The sequence below is a fragment of the Streptomyces sp. NPDC092370 genome, from assembly GCF_044755265.1.
Classification (GTDB): domain Bacteria; phylum Actinomycetota; class Actinomycetes; order Streptomycetales; family Streptomycetaceae; genus Streptomyces.
The window spans coordinates 218,550-235,745 of the sequence record NZ_JBIVQO010000006.1 but is presented as its reverse complement, the minus strand read 5'-3'; the positions used below and the strand labels follow the sequence as shown (position 1 = coordinate 235,745).

The 17,196-nt window shown below is 71.0% G+C and carries 17 protein-coding genes; 13 read left to right on the top strand and 4 right to left on the bottom strand.

Annotation, left to right across the window (positions count from 1 at the left end):
- Positions 1-2 precede the first annotated feature (2 nt).
- The 9 genes from ACIQHQ_RS20270 to ACIQHQ_RS20230 all read left to right on the top strand — a co-directional run bounded on the left by ACIQHQ_RS20270 (position 3) and on the right by ACIQHQ_RS20230 (position 8,423).
- Complete coding sequence (locus ACIQHQ_RS20270) at positions 3-566, top strand: NADH-quinone oxidoreductase subunit J (RefSeq protein WP_402613484.1); 564 nt, start codon at positions 3-5, stop codon at positions 564-566.
- Complete coding sequence (nuoK, locus tag ACIQHQ_RS20265) at positions 563-868, top strand: NADH-quinone oxidoreductase subunit NuoK (protein WP_402613269.1); 306 nt, start codon at positions 563-565, stop codon at positions 866-868. The genes ACIQHQ_RS20270 and nuoK overlap by 4 nt, the downstream gene beginning before the upstream one ends.
- Positions 865-2,715 carry an NADH-quinone oxidoreductase subunit L gene (locus tag ACIQHQ_RS20260; protein WP_402613268.1) on the top strand — a complete coding sequence of 617 codons (1,851 nt, stop codon included), beginning with the start codon at positions 865-867 and terminating at the stop codon, positions 2,713-2,715. Before nuoK ends, ACIQHQ_RS20260 begins: the two co-directional genes overlap by 4 nt.
- Positions 2,716-2,720: 5 nt before the next feature.
- Complete coding sequence (locus tag ACIQHQ_RS20255; RefSeq protein WP_402613267.1) at positions 2,721-4,229, top strand: NuoM family protein; 1,509 nt, start codon at positions 2,721-2,723, stop codon at positions 4,227-4,229.
- 5 nt (positions 4,230-4,234) lie between these two features.
- A complete protein-coding gene (locus tag ACIQHQ_RS20250) occupies positions 4,235-5,656 on the top strand; it encodes an NADH-quinone oxidoreductase subunit N (RefSeq protein WP_402613482.1) in 1,422 nt (473 codons plus the stop codon).
- Between the two features lie 133 nt (positions 5,657-5,789).
- Positions 5,790-6,104: a hypothetical protein gene (locus ACIQHQ_RS20245; protein ID WP_402613266.1), complete on the top strand. Its 315-nt coding sequence runs from the start codon at positions 5,790-5,792 to the stop codon at positions 6,102-6,104.
- A 106-nt stretch (positions 6,105-6,210) separates the two neighbouring features.
- On the top strand, positions 6,211-6,672 hold the full coding sequence (locus ACIQHQ_RS20240) for a hypothetical protein (protein WP_402613265.1): 462 nt from the start codon (positions 6,211-6,213) through the stop codon (positions 6,670-6,672).
- Positions 6,673-6,759: 87 nt separating this feature from the next.
- Positions 6,760-7,425: a DUF305 domain-containing protein gene (locus ACIQHQ_RS20235; protein WP_402613264.1), complete on the top strand. Its 666-nt coding sequence runs from the start codon at positions 6,760-6,762 to the stop codon at positions 7,423-7,425.
- Positions 7,426-7,556: 131 nt separating this feature from the next.
- The gene (locus ACIQHQ_RS20230) at positions 7,557-8,423 is read left to right on the top strand and encodes a F510_1955 family glycosylhydrolase (RefSeq protein ID WP_402613263.1); all 867 of its coding nucleotides are present in this window, start codon (positions 7,557-7,559) and stop codon (positions 8,421-8,423) included.
- Between the two features lie 72 nt (positions 8,424-8,495).
- On the opposite strand, the gene ACIQHQ_RS20225 is transcribed toward ACIQHQ_RS20230, so the two are convergent.
- The 3 genes from ACIQHQ_RS20225 to ACIQHQ_RS20215 form a co-directional block, all read right to left on the bottom strand.
- Complete coding sequence (locus ACIQHQ_RS20225) at positions 8,496-9,125, bottom strand: TetR/AcrR family transcriptional regulator (RefSeq protein WP_402613262.1); 630 nt, start codon at positions 9,123-9,125, stop codon at positions 8,496-8,498.
- Positions 9,126-9,168: 43 nt separating this feature from the next.
- A complete protein-coding gene (locus ACIQHQ_RS20220) occupies positions 9,169-9,573 on the bottom strand; it encodes a PaaI family thioesterase (RefSeq protein WP_402613261.1) in 405 nt (134 codons plus the stop codon).
- Positions 9,574-10,444: 871 nt separating this feature from the next.
- The gene (locus ACIQHQ_RS20215; RefSeq protein ID WP_402613260.1) at positions 10,445-11,140 is read right to left on the bottom strand and encodes a GAF and ANTAR domain-containing protein; all 696 of its coding nucleotides are present in this window, start codon (positions 11,138-11,140) and stop codon (positions 10,445-10,447) included.
- 266 nt (positions 11,141-11,406) lie between these two features.
- Here ACIQHQ_RS20215 and ACIQHQ_RS20210 point away from each other — a divergent pair, with 266 nt between their 5' ends.
- Positions 11,407-12,207 carry an endonuclease/exonuclease/phosphatase family protein gene (locus ACIQHQ_RS20210; RefSeq protein ID WP_402613480.1) on the top strand — a complete coding sequence of 267 codons (801 nt, stop codon included), beginning with the start codon at positions 11,407-11,409 and terminating at the stop codon, positions 12,205-12,207.
- A gap of 195 nt (positions 12,208-12,402) precedes the next feature.
- The gene (locus ACIQHQ_RS20205) at positions 12,403-14,121 is read left to right on the top strand and encodes a SpoIIE family protein phosphatase (protein ID WP_402613259.1); all 1,719 of its coding nucleotides are present in this window, start codon (positions 12,403-12,405) and stop codon (positions 14,119-14,121) included.
- 202 nt (positions 14,122-14,323) lie between these two features.
- On the opposite strand, the gene ACIQHQ_RS20200 is transcribed toward ACIQHQ_RS20205, so the two are convergent.
- A complete protein-coding gene (locus ACIQHQ_RS20200; protein WP_402613258.1) occupies positions 14,324-14,824 on the bottom strand; it encodes a hypothetical protein in 501 nt (166 codons plus the stop codon).
- 343 nt (positions 14,825-15,167) lie between these two features.
- Between ACIQHQ_RS20200 and ACIQHQ_RS20195 the strand changes: the two genes are divergently transcribed.
- Together ACIQHQ_RS20195 and ACIQHQ_RS20190 are read left to right on the top strand one after the other, a co-directional pair.
- Positions 15,168-15,698: a GNAT family N-acetyltransferase gene (locus tag ACIQHQ_RS20195; protein ID WP_402613257.1), complete on the top strand. Its 531-nt coding sequence runs from the start codon at positions 15,168-15,170 to the stop codon at positions 15,696-15,698.
- Positions 15,699-15,877: 179 nt separating this feature from the next.
- A complete protein-coding gene (locus tag ACIQHQ_RS20190; RefSeq protein WP_402613256.1) occupies positions 15,878-17,035 on the top strand; it encodes a Rieske 2Fe-2S domain-containing protein in 1,158 nt (385 codons plus the stop codon).
- Positions 17,036-17,196 lie beyond the last annotated feature (161 nt).

Genomic DNA, 17,196 nt, shown 5'->3' with positions numbered 1-17,196 from the left:
CCCTGCTCGACGACGTGATCTTCTGGGTGCTAGCCCTGCTGGCGGTGGCCAGTGGCGTCATGGTGTTCCGGTTCGACTCCATGGCCCGGGCGACGTACGCGCTGCTGACCTCGCTGCTGTGCGTGGGCGGTGAAGTGCTGCTGCTCGGGCTGGACTACCTCGGGGTCGTGATCGTGCTGATGATGACCATCGAGATGGCCATCATGGCCGTGTTCATGGTGATGTACATGATGAACCCGGCTGGGCTCATGCCGATGACCATGGTCCACAACAAGCAGGGTGCGGCCGCGATCTGCGCGGTGGTCTTCGTCGCGCTCGCCGCGGGGATCCTGCTCGCCCCGTGGCCGTCCCGGCGCGGCAGGCCGTCGGACGATCCCACCATGGATCTGGGCCTGTCGCTGATGGGTCCTCAGATGCTCACCATGATGACCCTGGGGCTCGCGCTGTTCGCCACCATCGTCGCGACCGTCGTCCTGGCCACCCGCCGGGGCCGCTACGACCGCTTCGGCGACGACCTGAAAGCGCGCAGGGCCGACGACCCGGTCCAGGGAGGGACGGGCCGATGAGCCTGGATCTGTTCCTGCTGCTCGCCGCCGCGCTGTTCTGTATCGGCTTGTTCGGCGCGCTCACCCAGCAGTCGATCGTGATGCTCATGATGGGGCTCGAACTGATGCTGGGCGGCATCATCGTGGGCGCGGCGGCCGTCTGGCACTACATCGCCCCGGCCGCCGCCGACGGGCAGGTGCTGGTGGTCCTCGCGGTCACCGTGATGGCGGTGGAGATGGCCATCGGGTTCGCCGTGGTCACGGCGCTCTTCCGGGCTCGTGAGGTCGACATGACCGACATGGCGGCGGAGCTGAAGGAGTGAGCGCGCTGCTGTGGGCGCTCGTCGCGCTGCCGCTGACGGTGGGGACCCTGCTCGCGGTCGCGGGCCGCCCGGCGGACCGGTACGCCCCCGGTGCCGCGGTCGGCACGGCCGTCGCCGCGCTCGGCCTCGCCGTCGCCGTGGCGTTCGAGCACCCGCGGGTCGCGGCGCCGCTGCTCGAAGGACTTCCCGCCGGGCTCGCGGTCGACGGGTTGTCGGGCCTCATGGTCGTGACCGTGACGGCGGTGACCGCGGCCGTCCTGCTGTTCAGCGTCGCGGACATCGGACCCGGCGAGGCGCGCGCCCGTTTCTTCGGCCTGATGCTGCTGTTCAGCGGCGCGATGCTGACCACGGTCACCGCGACCACCCTGCCGGTCCTGCTGATGGCGTGGGAGGTCATGGGCGCCACCTCCTGGGCGCTGATCGGCTACTGGTGGCGCGACCCCGGGCGCGGCGATGCGGCGAACACGGCCTTCCTCACCACCCGCGCCGCCGACCTCGGCCTCTACCTCGCCGCCGGGGCGGCGCTGGCGAGCGGGCAGGCCGGTTCACTCGCCCTCGAGGACCTCACGGCCGCGACCGGCGCGTGGTCCGACACCATCACCGCCGGCGTCATCGCGGCCGCTTTCGGCAAGTCGGCCCAACTTCCGTTCAGCTTCTGGTTGTCCAGGGCCATGCAGGGGCCCAGCCCGGTCTCCGCCCTGCTGCACTCGGCGACGATGGTCGTGGCCGGGGCGTATCTGCTGCTCCGGTTGGAGCCGCTGCTCGCGCAGTCCGGTTGGGGCGGACAGGTGGTGGCGTGGACGGGCGCGGTGACGGCGGTGGTGCTCGGCCTGGTCGCCGTGGCGCAGACCGACCTCAAGCAACTGCTCGCCGCATCGACCTGTGCCCAGATCGGCTTCATGGTGCTCGCCGCCGGGGCCGGTGCCGCCACTGGCGGAACTCTGCAGCTCGTCGCCCATGCCGCCGCGAAGAGCCTGGCCTTCCTCGTCGCGGGCGCCTGGCTGACGGCCCTCGGCACCAAGGCGCTGCCCGCCCTGCGCGGCGCGGCCCGGCGGCACCGCACGGCCGGGATCACCTTCACCGTTGCGGCCCTGGCTCTGGCAGGAGTCCCGCCCTTTGCCCTGTGGGCGGCCAAGGACGTACTCCTCGCCGGTGCCTTGGAGGACAACGCGGCGCTGTACATCGTCGGGTTGGCCGGTGCGGTGATCTCCGCGGTCTACAGTGCGAAAGCCCTGTGGTTCGTCTGGCAGCCCGCTGCCGTACCGGATGCCCGTGAGCAGCCGCTGCCGTATGCGGCCCGGCTGCCGCTCGCGGCTCTGGCCGTCGCCTGCGCCGCACTGACTGTCACGTCCTTCCCGCCCGTACGGGACGCGGTGGAGCGGGTGCTCGGCGGTGAGGCGCAACCGAATCCGTACGCATGGGAGTTCGCCCTGTCCGGCGCGCTCGCGGGGGCCGTCTCGGCCGTGGTCTGGATCCGTGGTCCTCAACTGCTGGCCCTGCCCAGCCCGATCACCTCCTTGGCGTCGGAATGGCTTCGCCTGGAGACCGCCGCGCGCACGCTCCTCGTGAACCCGGTACTGAGCCTCGCCGACGCGCTTGCCGCCTTCGACGACCGCGTGCTGGACCGCGCAGTCGAAGGCACCGCCCGCGGCTCGGTCCGGCTGGCGCAGTGGACCAACGCCCGGGCGGAGGGCCTTGTCGACGGCACCGTGGAGGGTGTGGCCGGCGGCGCCCGTGCGCTCGGCCGGTGGGCACGCCGACCGCAGACCGGGCAGTTGCACCAGTACCTCGCTCAGGCGGTCGCCGCCTTCACCGTCCTCGCCGTCGTCCTCGTCCTCGTGAGGTGACCGCCGTGCTCACGGCCCTCGTTCTGCTCCCGACCGCCATGGCGGCCCTCCTGCTGTGCCTGCCCCGCAGCGCGTCCCGCACCCTGTTCCTGTCGGCGTGGGCGGCGACCGCCGCCGCCGAGCTGGTCCTGACCGTGATCGTCTGGGCGGGATACCGGGCCGACGGCGGCATGCGGTACGAGACCCGGGCCCGCTGGATCCCCAGCGCGGGCATCAGCTACCACGTCGGCGTCGACGGACTGTCCCTGCCGCTGGTGGCCGTCACCTGCGTACTCTTCTTCGCCTGCGCCCTTTACGCGTGGCGCGAGACGCGAAAGGTGCGGGAGTTCGCGGCGCTGTTCCTCTTCCTGCAGACGACGTGCCTCGGCCTGTTCGTGGCCCTCGACCTGATCCTGTTCTTCGTCTTCTTCGACCTGTCCATCGTGGCGATGTACTTCCTCATCGCCGGGTGGGGACATGAGGGCGCCGCCCGCGCCGCGCTGAAGTTCTTCCTCTACACCTTCATCGGCTCCCTCGCCCTGCTGCTCGGCTTCATCGGCCTCTACCTGGCCGCTGACCCGCACACCTTCGACATCGTCGAACTGACCAACGCCAACCCCCTCGCCGGACGCTCCACCTACCAAGCCCCGGTCCTCCTCGCCATCGCCGCCGGGCTGGCGGTGAAGACCCCGACCGTGCCCTTCCACACCTGGCTGCCGCCCGCCCACACCGACGCCCCGGCCGCCGGGTCGGCGATCCTCGCCGGCGTGCTGCTGAAGATGGGCACGTACGGCTTCCTGCGCATCGCGATGCCCGTCCTGCCCGACGCCTGGCGCGACTACGCGCTCGTCTTCGTCGTCATCGGTGTGGTCTCGGTGCTGTACGGAGCACTGGTCGCCCTCGCCCAGACCGACTTCAAGCGGATGGTCGCCTACACGTCCGTGAACCACATGGGCTACATCGTCCTGGCGATCGGCGCGGCCGGGGCCGTCGGCGCCGGCCAGGAGGAGGCCCGCCGCCTCGCCGTCACCGGCTCGGTCTTCCAGATGGTCAGCCACGGCCTGCTGACCGGCGCCCTGTTCCTGCTGTCCGGCGTGCTGTACGAACGCGGGCGTACGTACGAGATGTCCGCGTATTCGGGTGTCGCCGAGCGGGCACCCGTCTTCGCCGCGCTGACCGGCGTCGCCGCCTTCGCCTCGCTCGGGCTGCCGGGCTTCTCCGGCTTCATCGCCGAGTTCCAGATCCTCACCGGAAGCCTCGGGCCCGAGCCGGTCGCCACCGGCCTTGCCGTGCTCGGGATCCTGCTCACCGCCGGCCTGTTCCTGCGCGCACTGCAACAGGTCTTCCTCGGGCCGCTGCGGCTGCCCGCCGCCGCGCCCGGTGCCGACCGGCCGTTCCCCGACGTCCGCATCTACGAAGGATTCGCGATCGTCCCCCTGCTGGTCCTGGGAGTCGTCCTCGGCCTCGCGCCCCGGTTCGTCCTCGACGTCATCGAACCGGCCTCCCGCGCCGTGCTGGAGCTGCTCGCGCGATGAACGAGATGACCGGGATGAACGAGAACCCCCTCGACCTCCTGCCCGAGGTGCTGATGGCCGCCTCGGCCGTGCTCGGGCTGCTGCTCGGAGCGTGGCTGCCGCGTCGCCGCCAGTGGCTGACCGGGGCGCTGGCGGGCGCAGCCTGTCTCGGAGGGATCGTGGCTGCCGCCATCGCTGCGGCAGGGCCGGTGAAGACGGCCTTCGGTGAGTCCTTCGCCATCGATCCGGTCACCGCCACCAGCAGGATCGTCATCCTGGGCGGCACCCTGCTCGTCCTCGCGCTCGCCATGCCGCGCCTGTACGCCGACCCGCGGGAAACCGAGTTCTACGTCCTCCTCCAGCTCGCCGCTGCAGGCGCCCTCGTACTCGCCGGAGCCCAGGACCTGCTGCTTCTCGCCGCCGGCTACCTGCTGGCCGGCGTGCCCGCCTACGCGCTCGCCGGATTCCGCAAGGACGGCCCCGGCACCGAGGCGGCCTTGAAGTTCTACGTTGTCGGCGCGCTCCTCGGCGTCCTGATGCTCACCGGCATCACCGTCCTGCTCGCCGCCGGCCGGGCGACCGCGTACCCCATGCTGCGCTCAGAGCTCGCCGAGGCACCGACCGGACTGGTGGCGGTCGGCACGCTCGCCCTGCTCGCCGGTGTCCTGTTCAAGGCCGGAGGCGTGCCCGGCCACTTCTGGGTGCCGGACGCGGTCCAGGGCAGCTCGGTCCAGGTCGCCGCCTTCCTCACCACCATCCCGAAGATCGGCGCCCTGGCGGCCCTCTACCGGCTCGGCGCGGTGCCGCTCGCGGACGCCGACCTGCCCTGGGCCGACCTGGTGGCCGTGCTCTCGGTCGCCTCCATGACCCTGGGCAACCTGGCGGCCTTCTTCCAGCAGGACGTCACACGGCTGCTCGCGTACTCCACCATCAGCCAGGTCGGCTACCTCCTGCTCCCGGTGGCCGTCGCCGGACGCACCGGCCTCGACCAGGTGGCGCTGCTGTACTACCTGGCCGGGTACGCGCTGACCAACCTCGGGGCCTTCGCTGTCGTCTGCGCACTTCCCGGAGCCCACACCATCGACGACTACCGCGGCCTGGCACGGGCGCACCCGGCCTTGCTGGGCTCGCTCGTCGTCTGCCTGCTGGGCCTGGTGGGCACGCCCCCGACCGCGGTCTTCCTCGGCAAACTGGAGGCCTTCAGCGCGGCCTTCGACGGCGACTACGCCTGGCTGGCCGTCGTCGCAGCCGTCAACACGGTGGCATCCCTCTTCTACTACCTGCGCTGGATCGCCCCGGCGTTCCTCGCGCGCGGACCAGCAGGTGATGCCCGACAGACGTCACGGACGGCCGCTGTGACCGCCTACGGTGCGGCGGCCGGATCCGTCGTTCTGGGGCTGCTCGGAGGGACCGTCCTCGACGTACTGGGCGGTCCCCTCGCGCCCTGACCGCGCAGGCCGTGCCGCCGCTGCTGGCAGGGGTCGGGATCACCGTGCAGGGCGCGATGGCGGTCTCGACTCTCGGTTCCCTCACCCTTGCCGTGCCGACCCGCGCCCGGGACCGCGCCCTCGCCTGTACGGCGTGCACCCTGACCCTGGCGCCCTCCTGGTCACCCGGTTCGGGAACGTCCCGATCAACGGCCGCGTCACACAGTGGGCCGCCACCACTCCGCCGGCCGACGGTGCGGAGATCCTGCGCCGCTGGGAACTGTTCGACAACGCCCGCACGCTCACCGCCGTCGCCGCCCTTGTGACCCTTGCCGTCCTCGCCGTCGGGCCGACGGCCTCCGGGCGACGACGGGTCCGAGAACGGGGCTCCGGGGCCGGGCCGGCTCAGGCATGTCCGGCGGTATGCAACCAGATCGTGAGGGCTGCAGCGATGGCGGTGCCGAGGTAGCCGCAGCCGCCTTGTCGTACGGGGCGGCCGGCGCCCGGTGCCGGCGCCCAGTACCAAGGGACTTAGTAGTATCCCTGTAGGTCGAGTACGGAGGGCAGGCTTGAGCATGAGCGGACGGCTACGCGCAGGTGGGGCCTTCGGGTACCTCCTGCTGGTCGTCATGCTCACCTTGGGCGTGTTCGCCATGCACACGATGGGCCACCCCGAACATTCCTCCGGGCACGGCATGAGCGGCGCGATCCCCGCTGTCGCGGGTGCGCACCAGGACGGCATGGCCCATCAGGCCGCACCCTCCGAGCCCTTGTCCTTGCCGGAGACGACGGCCGAGCACGGGACGGCGGCGTCGCCCACCAAGTCGCCGGTGAACGAGTTCCCGAGCGGCATGGACCCGATGTCCGTGTGCTTGGCGGTTCTCACCGTGTGGCTGCTCGGGCTGTTCCTGCATGCGCTGGTGTTCCGCCGACATGAGCGGCTGACCGTCCTTCTCGCCCGATCGATGGCCTTGGCGCGCCCCGGCACTCCACCGCCAAGACCGCTTCTCTCCCAGTTGTCAGTTCTGCGGATATAGGCCGAACCGTCGGGCGGCCACTTCCGTGCTGCCCGCGCAGACGCCTGGTCCGCACAGACAGAACTGACGACAAGAGGTACCTCGCACATGACTGCCTACAAGCACGCCCTCAACCGCCGCCTGAGCCGCCGTCTCGCGGTGGTGGGCGCCATCACGGCGGGCGGGCTGCTGCTCGCCGCCTGCGGCGGGAACGACATGGAGGGCATGGACCACGGGAGCGGCAGCGCTGCCTCCGCCTCCTCCTCGCCGACCCAGTCGACGGGTGAGAACCCGGCGCCCGGCGCGTTCAATGACGCGGACGTCATGTTCGCGCAGATGATGATCCCGCATCACGAGCAGGCCCTGGAGATGTCCAAGCTCGCGGACGGCCGGGCCTCCGACGCGGAGATCAAGACTCTGGCCGCGGAGATCGAGAAGGCCCAGGACCCCGAGATCCAGACCATGAAGTCCTGGTTGAAGGTCTGGGGCAAGCCGGAGTCCGCTGGGGAGAGCATGCCCGGCATGGACCACGGGTCCGGGAAGTCCGGAATGATGTCCGACGAGGACATGAAGAAGCTCGACGCTGCCAAGGGCACCGAGTTCGACCGGATGTTCGCGGAGATGATGATCGAGCACCACAAGGGCGCGATCATCATGGCGGAGGACGAGCGGAAGAAGGGTCGTAACGCCACGGCCAAGAAGCTGGCCGGCGACGTCGTGAGCGCCCAGTCCGCCGAGGTTGAGAAGTTCGAGAAGATCCTCGACCGGCTCTGATCCTCATCACCCACTGACCGCCCGGGGCTCCGGGGCGCGCACCCGAGGAGCCCGGGCGGTCACCTTCCCATGCCGGCACGACCGTGATCGGCGGTCGCCGCTCCCGTGCCCCAGTACGCCCCCGAGGAATCATGAACAAGCGCCCTGCCGCCGTGGCGGCCACTGCCCTGGCTCTCGCCCTCACACTGGCCGCATGCTCCAGCAACGGAGACAGCGCAGAATCGAACGGCTCGTCCGCCGCTTCCGGGACGACCGTGAGCCACATCCACGGTCTCGGTCTCGACCCCGCCGACCAGCGTCTCTACGTCGCCACCCACGAAGGCGTCTACACCGCCGACGCCAAGGGAGAGCCTGAGCTGGTGGGCGACAGCAAGGACGACTTCATGGGCTTCACCGTGGCCGACGACAAGACGTTCTACGCCAGCGGCCACCCGACCTCTGGCGGCAACAAGGGGCTCATCAAGAGCACCGACGCGGGCGAGACCTGGAAGTCACTGTCTCTGGCAGGCGAGTCCGACTTCCACGCCCTGGAGTCCGCCCGCGGCACCGTCTTTGGCTACGACTCCACCAACGGCCTGGTGCGCACGACCAAGGATGGCGTCTCCTGGAAGGACGGGGCCCGGCTGAAAGCGCTGGACATCGCAGTCAGCCCCACCGACCCCGGCGTCGTCCTGGCCACCACCGCCGAAGGCGTCGCACGCAGCAGCGACGGCGGAAACACCTTCGCCCCGGGGAAGGAGCCGGTGATGGCCTTCCTCTCCTGGGGCGCGAAGGACGGCCTCTACGGCATCGACACCTCCGGCGGCCTCAAGCGCAGCACGGACGGCGGCACCACATGGAAAAAGGTCTCCACCGTGCCGGGCGGCCGGCCACAGGCACTCACCGTCGTCGGCGCCGAGCATGTCCTCGCCGCCACCCAAACCGGGGTGTTCGAGTCGAAGGACGGCGGCAGGACGTTCAAGAAGCGCCTGGCGGTTACGTCGAGCGGTGGCCACTGATCCGCGACGGGCGGTCGGGCGGCCATCATGACGAGCATGGCGCACATCGCGCCGCCTCGTCGTCGCCGGCGTTCAGCCCGACCGCATCACGGCGGACATCGAGGGTCGGGAGGCGTGAGATGCGGTGAGAAGAGCGCCGTGCACGGCTGAGGACGCCGCCCGGGCGGCATAGCGAGCGGTGTCCGCAGGCCATGCGTCGCGTTCCTGGTGGATCAGGAGACACACCGCGCCGTGCACGCCGGCACACAGCAGTCTGGCGGTTTCGGTGGTGCTCTCCACCGGCACCCCGGCATCGAGACAGGCTGAGACCTTGTCCCGGACATAGCGGAAACACGCGTCCTCGTTCCGGCGACTGGCTTCGGTGGCCTCGCCATCCATCACCAGCCGGTACTGGGAGGGATGGCGAAGCCCGAATGCGATGTAGGCGACGCAGGTTTCGTAGAGCGCCGTCACCGGATCCGGGACGTTCCGGGACACTGCTTCCAACTCGATGAACAGCGAACTCCACACACGCAGGCATGTGGCGTGGACGAGTTCCCTCTTCGAGGCGAAGTGGAGGTAGACGGCCGGCGGGGTGACTCCCGCGCTCGTCGCCACCGCGCGAATCGTAAGAGCGTCGGCGCCCCCGTCCTCGAGCAGTTGATCGGCGATGTCGAGAAGCCGGTCGCGGAGCAGGCCGCCCTGGCCCTTGGCGGCGCGCATGCGGGAGCCGCTCACAGACTGGGGCCTTCGGGAGGCAGCGGCATCAGGATGTCTTCGGTTTGACCGCGGTGACGACCTGGGTCACCCGGGCGCACAGTTCGCCTTCGGCATCGTGTATGTCGACCTCGATGACGGTATTGCGACCCACGCGCAGGGGACGAGCTGTCGCCACGACGTCTGTGCGTGCCGGCCGAAGGAAGTGCGTGGTCGACTCCACGGTGGCCGGTGCGGCGCCGGCCGGACCGTTGAGGGCGGCGCACACGGCACCGCTCACATCGGCGAGTCCCATCAAGGCGCCGCCATGGAGGCCACCGCCCACCGTGGAGAGCGAGAGATCATGTGCCAGCGTGGCTCGCACGCCGGCTGCCGTCATCTCGTCGAACACGACTCCGAGGGTCTTGGCGTACGGCGCGAGCGCGTAGACGTCTTCGGCTGCGAGTGTGGGCACGGGCTGCTCCCATGTGAGTCGAGGACGATAAGTTATCGACGTTAACTCAGGCTGGCAACCCGGAAGTTGGCTCGGACCCCGAGTCGGCCGACCCGTCCTCGCCATGCGCTCCGAGTGGCACGTCAGACCGCCTCTGGAGCGGGGCGAGCTCGCAGGGTCCTGCCGCACCTGTCGACACCGGCTGCCGACATCTACGCACTGCTCGAGGAGGACGGGCACGTTCCGCGACGTGTCAGCGTACTCATCGACTGCCTCGCCGCACGGCGCCTGCTCCGGCTGGAGCAGGCGCAGGACCAGCCGCCCTCCCTCCGAGCGCCGACTAGTTGGCTGCCGGGCAAGAGGCGCACCTGACCGTGCCGGACCTGAACTGTCAGAAAACCCTCATTGACGGCTACGCTCTCGTACCGGGTGGGAGCGTGAGGTGTCCGCCGTCGGCCGATGGTGTGGTGTGATCGGGAACCGTCCACCGTCCCTCGCGGGAGTCTGCCTGGAGTGCGTGGCGCTCACGCCGGACGCCGAGGCATACCGCTGTCCGGTACCACCGTTCTCCATCACGGGAGCGGTTCCCTCGTGACAGCGCGACGAACGGTGACGCGGTCAGGAACTTTGCGATGCCGGGGTGACCCAGTGGCCCGGCACCTGCGATCTCGGCCGGCCGGGCGGGACGGGCGCGGACGGTTGCCGCAGGGGGGACGAGGGGACTGCGGTGCGGGGTGCTGGTGCCATCGGCGTTCCGGTAACCGAAGGCCGCGATCGGACACCGGGCGTGGACTGGTCCGAAAGCCCTCGTCGGGGGCGCTGCAGGCGCGGGAGCGGTCCGGACGGTTGAGAGGACCCGTCTGTGGTGATCATCGACACCGCCCGTCCGCCGTCACGCCGGATCACCGGTGCGCTTGTCACGGATCCGCTGCGCGACGTCCCGCAGCTTGATGTTGTGGTGCTGGGAGATGTTGCGCAGCACGTTGAAGGCGTCCTCCTCGCTCATCCCGTGGCGTTCCATGAGGATGCCCATGGCCTCGCCGATGGCGTGCCGAGTCTCCAGGGCGTGCTCCAGCTGATCGATGGTGCGGGCGTCCGCGAGGGCGACGGCGGCGTGCGAGGCCAGCAGCCAGCCGGCGGTGGTGTTCTCCTCGGTGAAGACCCCCGGGCGGCGGGCGTACAGGTTCAGCGCGCCGAAGTCCTCGTCATGGGTGTAGAGCAGAATCCCGGTCATGCTCCCGATGCCCAGTGCGCGGGCGGCCTCGGCGTACCGCGGCCAGTCCGGCTGGGGCCGGGTCATGTCCGCGATCCGGAACACGCGGTCCTCGTCCGCGCGACGGGCGAGATCGAAGCACGGCCCCTCACCCAGTTCACCCTGCACCCGGTCGGATTCCTCGACCATGTCGCCGTAGGAGGACAGCGTGACGGCGCGACCCTTGCGCACCGCGAGGATCCCGGCCGCGTCACAGCCGTCCACCAGTTTCACGGCCGACGCCGCGATCTCGTCCAGCGTCTGCTGCACCGAGTCCTGCTTGAGCAGCGTCCGCGCGAGCACGGCCATCTCCTCGGCGAACTTCTGCCACTCCATGTGCCACCGCCTGTGTCGATCACCAGTTCAGCCACCCTACGCACAGCCTGGCCGTTCCCGGCCGAAGGCGCCAGGACGGGGAGCGTGGCACGGGCCCCGGCAGCCTCTCCCCCCGGGGCGGAGCGATACGAGAGGGCACCGTGCCCGCGTGCCCGGTGACCCCGTCCCATAACCTCGTACGGGGAGGCCCGGACGCCGGGTGTATCCATGGTGAGGAGGCGAGGGTGCTCGGTAGGGGGACGGGAGCGCGGTTGTTCGCGGGCGCCATGGCGGCGGTTTTCGTGGTGCTCGTCGGCCCCAGCGCACCGGACGGCGCCCTGTACGCCGGGGCGCGGCGCGCCGAGGCCGTCCGGGACGTCGTGGCGAACCGTGTCATGACGTGGAACATCTGCAACCCCTGCGAGACGAGCGATGTCGACCGGGCCGCGGAGATCGCCGCGTACGCGCCCCAGGTCGTCGGCCTCCAGGAAGCGTGCGTGCGTGACGTCGAGAGGATCCGGGAGTACCTGGAGAACCTTCACGGCCTGGTGTACCGCGTCGAGTACGGGAGCGTGCTGCGCAAGTGGGGCCGCTGCGGCGGCGCGCCGTGGAGCCCGGGCGCCTACGGCCAGGCCATCCTCTCCGCCGCGCCGATGACGGACCCCGTCACCGTGGAGTATCCCGACGGCGGATCCGAGGACCGCGGGTACATGGCCGTGACCACCACCGTGGGCGACCGGTCCGTGCGGGTCTTCAACACACATCTCGCCCAGCGGCGGCAAGAGGATGTACGGGTCGGTCAGACCCGTGTGCTCGCCTCGGAGTTCGCCCGGCACGACCGCGCGATCCTGCTCGGCGATCTCAACGCCGTGCCGGACGCTCCCGAACTCGACCGGTTGTGGGCACTGGCCACGGACGTCGACCCGCAGTGCCGTCCGTCGCCCACCGGGACCTGCCGGCCGACCACCGACTGGCAGAGCAAGTTCGACTACGTGTTCCTGCGAGGGATCGTCCCGCTCGGGCACCGCGTGCTTCCGAGTCCGCACTCGGACCACCACCCCCTGTACGCGGACCTGGACCTGACCTGAGCGCTCGTCCCGGCTCCCCGCGGGCCAGGGGCGGCTTCGGCTCGGCCCTGCTCCCGAAAGGCCAGGTCAGGGGCCCGCACGCGCTGCGCGTCGTCGCACGACGTGGAATTCTTCCTCGCAGGGGCATACGGGGAAGGCAAGCAGGCAGGGCATGCCGGCGACAGGTACGCCGGCCCGATCAGCAGGGAGGCCGCGATGACGGGGCCGGAGCACACGGAGTCCTTTCACGGGCCGTCCGTGCCGACAGCGTCCGTCGTGCTGGCCGGGACTCTGGAAGCCATCGGCGCCGGTGCCTACGTCGTCAACGAGCAGGGCTGCATCGTCGCCGCGAACACCCGCGCCGAGCAGCTCCTGGGCCGCTCCGCCGACGATCTGATCGGCCATGACGCGCACGACCTGCTGCACCGGGGCCCGCAGGGGCAGCCACTGCCGAGAACCCAGTGCGCCATGCGGCAGCCGTTCCACGCCGGGCGCACCGCCCAGGCCGACGAGGCCTATTTCGTCTCCGGCGACGGCACCCTGCTGCGCATCTCCTGGCTGATCACGCCGTACGACGTCGGCGGCCGGCACGCGGGCACGCTCGTCGTCTTCCACGCCCCCGACCACCAGGAGCTCGGCGATCCGCAACCGGAACCGGCGGCCCAGCCGCTGTCCGAGCTGCACCGGCTGGCGCTGCTCGCCGAGACCACCGCGCAGCTGACCTCCACGCTGGACGTGGACGAGGCGCTGCGCCGCCTGGTGCGCCTGGTCGTGCCGCGGCTCGCGGACTGGATCGTCGTCGATCTGATCACCGAACGGGACGAGGTGTGGCGCAGCGTCGTGGTCCACGCCGAGGGTGACACGTACACGCACCGCGAGGACCTCCAGGGGCCGATGCCGCCGATCCCGGAGGAATCCCCGATGCCCCTGTCCAGAGCCCTGCGCGGCGTCGCGTCGGACCTGGCCGGACCGCGGACCTACCAGGGGTCACCGGATTCCGGCATCGCGGTCGAGCAGCGCCGCCTGTTCGAAGCCACGGGGATGCACTCGGCGGCCATCGCGCCCATCCGCAGCACCCGCGCGGTCCTGGGAGCGCTGACCCTGGGGCGCGACGAGAACCGTTCGGCCTTCACGCCCGTGGACCTCCCGCTGATCGAGGACATCGCCCGCCGTGCCGGTCTCGCCCTGGACAACGCACGCCTCTACCAGCGTCAGCGCAAGGTGGCCGAGACCATGCAGAACCACCTGCTGCCGCAGATGCCGGGCGTCGCGGGCCTGGAGATGACCGTCCGCTACCTGCCCGCCCCCGACGCCTCGCAGGTGGGCGGCGACTGGTACGACGCCTTCCCCTTGGCCGACGAGTCCACCGCCCTGGCCGTCGGAGACGTCGTCGGGCACGACCTGGAGGCGGCGGCCGGCATGGCGCAGGTCCGCAACATGCTCCGCGCCTACGCCTGGTCCCAGCACGAACCCCCCAGCCGGATCGTCGAACGGCTCGACGAGGCGATCCAGCACATCACCGACGTCACCATGGCCACGACGATCTTCGCCCGGGTCGAACCGGCCGACGACGGGCAGTGGAAGTTGTCCTGGACCAACGCCGGTCACCCTCCGCCGCTGCTGATCAGCCGGGACGGCCTGGCCCGCTATCTCACCGACGGCCACGGCATCCTCCTGGGCACCCAGACGGGTACCCGGCGCCCCGACGCCACCGCGCTGCTCCCGCCCGGTTCCACCCTGGTGCTGTACACGGACGGCCTCATCGAGGCACCCCGCCACACCCTCGACGAGGGACTGAGCCGACTGCGCCAGCACGCCGCCGCCCTCGCGCACCGTCCCCTCGCCTTGTTCACCGACGAGCTCCTGCGCCGCGTCCGGCCCGCCGGCAACGACGACGACGTGGCCCTTTTGGCGTTGCGCGTCCCCGAGGCCTGACCGGATGCGCGCCGCCGTGCCCGTGGCGCCCGCCCCTTCCCCGACGGCACGCGGGGTCGCGTCCGCCTCCTGCGGGGCAGGCGTTCCGACCTGGTGAGGAGTCCTGCGCTGACCGGCAACGAGGCGCGCCGCCCGGAACTGCTCGCCCAGAACCCGGGGTCTGTTCGGCGAGGTCGACTCACCGCTGGACAGTTCGACTCCCTCACCGGCGTGGAGGATCCTCCTCGAGCGTGTCGAGGTCGTCGGCCACGGTGACCTGCCCGCCGCCGGGTACGCGGGCCGTACCTGGACCGTGACCGGTCTGCGCGCGGAGGCGCGAAGCCGCGTCGACGACCTCGCCACCCGCTTCGACGGCCGCGACGGCATCACGACCCACGCCGAACGCCGCCGGGCCCGCCTCGACAGCGCCACGCCCCTGGACACTGGAGCTGACCCTGCGCTGCCGCTGCCGCTGCCGCTGCCGCTGCCGCTGCCGCTGCCGCTGCCGCAGCCCGCAGCCCGCAGCCCGCAGCCTCAGCCTCGACGACAGGGTCCCGGCCGCCCCCGTCGCCCCCTGCCCACCATCCGCCCGGCCGCCGCCGCCCCGAACGCCCTTCGCCAACTCGTCGTCCGCGAAAGGGCGTTGGGCGGGCAGGGACGCCTGGGGGTGGCGGCCTGCTGGGCGCGGCCGCGCACGCTCGTCGCCGCCCGCGACTACAGCCACTCCGACGACCCGGCCGTCGCCCGCTCGCGCGGCTGCGCGCGGACCTGCCGGCCGACGAGGCGAACAAGGCAGGTGGGAGGGACGAGTTCGCCGAAGCCGCCGCCCTCCAGGACCGAGTGCGTCCTGCCTCGGGGGAGCGCTGGAGGGCCTCGACCCGGAACGCCCCGCCCTCACCCGCCTGGACGCGGGGATCACCCGGCTGACCGCCCTGGGCCACACCGAGGAGACGAAGTCGCGGGTCTCCCCGGCGGGCAGGCTGCGCAACGGGGAGTGACACGGGGGCACGGGGCCGGGACGGAATATTCGCTGTCCGTGGGCCATGGCACGCGCTCATACTGACGCGGTGGATCCAGTGACTCTCGAGACCGAGCGCCTGGTACTGAGGGCCTTCGAACCGGGCGACGTGGACGCCGTGTTCGACGCCTGCCAGGACGAGGACATCCAGTTCTACACGCCGGTCCCCGTGCCCTTCACACGGCAGGACGCCGAGAAGAAGGTCGGTGGGGAGTGGCCCGAGGGCTGGGCCACCGACAAGGACTACGTCCTCGGAGCGTTCCGCAAGGACACCGCGGTGCTCGTCGGCTCCTACTGCCTGACCAAGGTGAGCCAAGGCGTGTACGAACTGGGCTACTGGGCGGTCAAGGAGCAGCGCGGCCAGGGCTTTTCGGTCGAGGCCGCGCGGGCGCTGTGCGACTGGGGGTGGGCCACGCTCGACGTCCACCGCATCGAGTGGTGGGCCATGACCGGGAACAGCGGTTCACGGGCCGTGGCCGAGAAGCTCGGCTTCACCGTCGAAGGGACATTGCGCCACCGCGGCATCGCCAACGACGGCAAGCCCCACGACTGGTGGGTCGGCGGACTGATGAGGCCCTGACCGTTGAGGGCCGAGGTGTCCCACCCGTCCGTACGCACCGGGCTCACCCGTCCGTACGCGCTGGGCAGGGCGCGACCGGCGCGCCGCGATCAGGATGGGCCGTGCCGGGGCGTCCGTCGGCAGCTCGGTGCTGCCTGACGTGATGCGGCAGTCGCCGCCCGCATGCGCGAGGGAGAGGTATGACCGAGACCGACGAGGCCGGGGCCTTCTCTGCCGGGGCCGAGTGGCCCTCTGAGCATCGCGACCCGGTCACCGGCATGATCGACCTCCGGCGCGTCGGTGCGAACCCGGACTTCTGGTATCCCGTGGCGCTGTCGAAGAACGTGCGCAGCAAGGGGACGTTCGCGACGACGTTCGCCGGTGAGCGCATCGCGCTCTACCGCGGCGAGAGCGGCACCGTGTACGCGTTGGAGGACCGCTGCGCTCACCGTCAGGTGCCGCTGAGCATGGGCGTCGTGGAGGGCGAGGCACTGCGCTGCTGCTATCACGCCTGGGCCTATCGCGGTGACGGCCGCATCTCGCAGATCCCTTACCTCTCCAAGGGCGACGGCCGGCCGCCGCGGGGCGTGCGCGGCTACCCCGTCCGGGAGGCGTACGGCCTGGTGTTCGCGTTCCCGGGCGACCCCGGCAAGGCGGCCGGCACGCCCCTGCCGGACCTGCCGGCGTTCGGGTCACCGCGCTGCAAGACCATGACCTACTCCCGGACCGTGCGCTGCCACTACTCGTTCATGCACGAGAACCTGCTCGACATGAACCACCAGTTCCTCCACCGGGGCGTCGTCGGCAGACTCCATCCCGAACTGCTGGACTACCGGAGCGACGAGCGGTCGGTGGAGGCCAGGTACCTCTTCAGTCATGCCGGGGGCAAGCGCAACCGCGGGGCCGGCCTGCTGGCCTCCGAGGGCATCGGCGGCAGCGACTCCCGCGACGTCATGACGATCCGCACCGTGTACCCGTACCAGACCCTCGATCTGGTCCCGGAGAACGCGGAGCGGCCCGCCTTCCGCCTCTGGGTCGCCTACGTGCCCGAGGACGCCGAGCAGCGCAGGTGTCACACCTTCGGGCTGCTCATGATCGAGAAGCCGCGGATCCCCGGCGCTCTGCAGCTCGCCTGGCCCTTCATCAGGCGCTTCACCGAGCGTGTGTTCGCCGAGGACCGGATGGCTGTCGAGGCCGAGCAGCGGGCCTGGGACGAGCAGGGCGAAGACCGCAATCGGGAGGTGTTCTCGCTGATCCTCGACGTCCGCGAGGTACTGCGCACCAACGGTGTCCCGATCCGCCCCCGGCCTGCCGCGTGCGGCGCCGCCTCCGTGTGCGGCGGCCGGGAGCGCGGTTGACGGAAGGCCGCGGTGCCGCAGGCCCCGCGCTCCGTCAGCCGCGGACACGGGCCCGTACGGCTTCAGGCAAGGAACTCCGTCAGCAGCCGGTTCAGCTCCGCGGGCCGTTCGGTGGGGAGGGAATGGTGAGAGGCGCCGGGGAGGGTGACGACCCTCGCCGC

Excerpts from the sequence above, each read along its gene's own strand:
- ACIQHQ_RS20215 (WP_402613260.1), bottom strand. The coding sequence starts at position 11,140 with ATGGAGTGGCAGAAGTTCGCCGAGGAGATGGCCGTGCTCGCGCGGACG.
- nuoK (WP_402613269.1), top strand. The coding sequence starts at position 563 with ATGAGCCTGGATCTGTTCCTGCTGCTCGCCGCCGCGCTGTTCTGTATC.
- ACIQHQ_RS20225 (WP_402613262.1), bottom strand. The coding sequence starts at position 9,125 with ATGCGCGCCGCCAAGGGCCAGGGCGGCCTGCTCCGCGACCGGCTTCTC.
- ACIQHQ_RS20240 (WP_402613265.1), top strand. The coding sequence starts at position 6,211 with ATGAGCGGACGGCTACGCGCAGGTGGGGCCTTCGGGTACCTCCTGCTG.
- ACIQHQ_RS20190 (WP_402613256.1), top strand. The coding sequence starts at position 15,878 with ATGACCGAGACCGACGAGGCCGGGGCCTTCTCTGCCGGGGCCGAGTGG.
- ACIQHQ_RS20250 (WP_402613482.1), top strand. The coding sequence starts at position 4,235 with ATGACCGGGATGAACGAGAACCCCCTCGACCTCCTGCCCGAGGTGCTG.
- ACIQHQ_RS20210 (WP_402613480.1), top strand. The coding sequence starts at position 11,407 with ATGGCGGCGGTTTTCGTGGTGCTCGTCGGCCCCAGCGCACCGGACGGC.
- ACIQHQ_RS20235 (WP_402613264.1), top strand. The coding sequence starts at position 6,760 with ATGACTGCCTACAAGCACGCCCTCAACCGCCGCCTGAGCCGCCGTCTC.
- ACIQHQ_RS20230 (WP_402613263.1), top strand. The coding sequence starts at position 7,557 with ATGAACAAGCGCCCTGCCGCCGTGGCGGCCACTGCCCTGGCTCTCGCC.
- ACIQHQ_RS20205 (WP_402613259.1), top strand. The coding sequence starts at position 12,403 with ATGACGGGGCCGGAGCACACGGAGTCCTTTCACGGGCCGTCCGTGCCG.